This window comes from Streptomyces capoamus (genome assembly GCF_014654935.1).
In the GTDB taxonomy this organism is placed as follows: Bacteria; Actinomycetota; Actinomycetes; order Streptomycetales; family Streptomycetaceae; genus Streptomyces; species Streptomyces capoamus.
On record NZ_BNBF01000006.1, the window covers coordinates 257,920 to 260,202 of the forward strand.

Here is a 2,283-nt window from a genome sequence, read left to right on the forward strand (position 1 = left end):
GACAGCAGCAGGCCGTCGTGGTGGACGCGGGCCGCCAGCTCCCTGCTCACCAGGGAGAAGCGGTAGTTCAGCCAGCGCGGGCGGACGGCGGCCAGCAGCGCGGGCCGGGGCGGCGCCAGCGTCGTCCAGGTCAGAGCGATCTCCGCGGCCGGATCGGCGGCGCGGACGGCCAGCATCGCCTCGGCGTGCGCGCAGTAGTACACACGGTCGCGCGCCCCGCTCTGCCGGACTGCGTCCAGCGTCCGCTCGACCGTACGGCGGCCGACCGGCCCGCACAGGTCCACCATCACCCTGCTGTCCCCGGTCGCGGCCAGCGCCTCCGCCAGCGTCGGCACCCCGCCCGCCGTGAGCCCGCGCAGCTCGTCGGCGGACAGCGCGCCCAGCGGCCGGTCGACCTCCCACAGCCGCCGCAGCGTGTCGTCGTGCAGCAGCACGGGCACGCCGTCGCGGGTGAGCCGGACGTCGACCTCGACGGCGTCCGCGCCCCGCTGGAGCGCGGACCGCAGGGAGTCGAGGGTGTTCTCGCGGAAACGGTAGGGGTCGCCGCGGTGGGCCACGGCGGTCACGGTCTGCATGGCCCCATTGTGGTGGGTGTCAGGAGGCCGGCCAGGCAGCGGTGTAGGCGTCGATCTCCGCCGAGATCCGCGCCTTGCCCGCCGGGTCCAGGAAGGAGGCCTCGACGGCGTTCCTGGCCAGGTCCGCCAGGCCCCGCTCGTCCAGGTCCAGCAGCCGGGCGGCCACCGCGTACTCGTTGTTCAGGTCGGTGCCGAACATCGGCGGGTCGTCGGAGTTGACCGTGACCAGCACCCCGGCCCGGACGAACTCCTTTATCGGGTGCTCCTCCAGAGTGCGGACCGCGCGGGTGGCGATGTTGGAGGTCGGGCACACCTCCAGCGGGATGCGGTGCTCGGCGAGGTGGGCGAGCAGCTTCGGATCCCGCGCGGAACTGGTGCCGTGCCCGATCCGCTCGGCGCGCAGGTCGGTCAGCGCGTCCCACACCGTCTCCGGGCCGGTCGTCTCACCGGCGTGCGGCACGGACCGCAGACCGGCGGCGACGGCCCGGTCGAAGTACGGCTTGAACTGCGGCCGGGGCACGCCGATCTCCGGCCCGCCGAGCCCGAACGACACCAGGCCCTCCGGGCGGATCCGGTCGTCGGTGGCCAGCCGCGTGGTCTCCTCGGCCGCCTCCAGACCGGCCTCGCCGGGGATGTCGAAGCACCAGCGCAGTACGGTCCCGAACTCGGCCTCGGCCGCCTTCCGGGCGTCCTCCACGGCGTCCATGAACGCCCGCTCGTCGATCCCGCGCCGGGTGGAGGAGAAGGGCGTGATGGTCAGCTCGGCGTAGCGCACCTGCTGCCGGGCCATGTCGCGGGCCACCTCGTAGGTGAGCAGCCGGACGTCCTCCGGGGTGCGGATGAGGTCCACGACCGACAGGTACACCTCGATGAAGTGGGCGAAGTCGGTGAACGTGAAGTAGTCGGCCAGGGCCTCGGGGTCGGTCGGGACCATGGAGTCGGGGTGGCGGGCGGCCAGTTCCGAGACGATGCGCGGGGAGGCGGAGCCGACGTGGTGGACGTGCAGTTCGGCCTTGGGCAGCCCGGCGATGAAGCGGTGCAGATCGCGGTCGGCGGTGCCGGTGGCGGGTACGGAGCTGTCGGTCAAGGGGGCCTCCCCGGGACGGGCGCCCGCGGCGGGCACGGTGTCCCGAGGTGCGTGGTGCGGGCGCGGTGATCGGCTGATCGGTGACGCGGGATCATCGTAGGCCCCGGGCCGCCGCGTCCCGCCCTGCCCGTAGCATGACGGGACGTCCAGCGAGGGGGTCCTTCACCATGTCCGACGAGGCACGGCAGCCCATACCTGGCCCGCACCCGTCCGGTGCCCGCCAGGAGCCTCCCCGGCTGTCCCTGGAGAAGGACCCCCAGCCGACGGCGAACCGACCGGAAGCGGCCGCGGGCCCGGCCGAGGACCGTGCGGCGGGGGAGGTGGGTCGGGCGGCGCCGGTCGCGGGGGCGGGGGCGGGCCAGTGGGTGCCGGTCGAGGGCCGGGAGCCGACCCTGGCGGGTCAGAGCGGGCCGGAAGCGGAGTCGGCGACGGCGGCGACGGCAGCCGCAGCGGCGGAGGCGGGCCGGGCGGAGCCGGTCGGGGACCGGGGGAGCGTCCACGACGCCGTCCCGGCCCCTGGAACCGTCCATGATCAGCAGACGCTGACCTCGCTGCCGGCGTCCGCGCCCGTCGACGCCGGCCGTGCGGCCTGGGCCGGCCCGGCCGCCGGGTACACGGCTC

At 75.1% G+C, this 2,283-nt stretch carries 2 protein-coding genes and 1 pseudogene; 1 reads left to right on the top strand and 2 read right to left on the bottom strand.

The features are described 5' to 3' along the window. Positions 1–575, bottom strand: a 575-nt coding sequence (locus tag IE312_RS12650) for a glycerophosphodiester phosphodiesterase (RefSeq protein ID WP_229899612.1), incomplete at its 3' end; no start/stop codon positions are given. A gap of 19 nt (positions 576–594) precedes the next feature. Continuing rightward, positions 595–1,812, bottom strand: coding sequence for an adenosine deaminase (locus IE312_RS12655; RefSeq protein WP_189981343.1), 1,218 nt, complete (start codon positions 1,810–1,812; stop codon positions 595–597). Positions 1,813–1,829: 17 nt separating this feature from the next. Between IE312_RS12655 and IE312_RS12660 the strand changes: the two are divergent. Then, positions 1,830–2,283: pseudogene (locus tag IE312_RS12660) on the top strand (hypothetical protein); the annotation flags it as partial.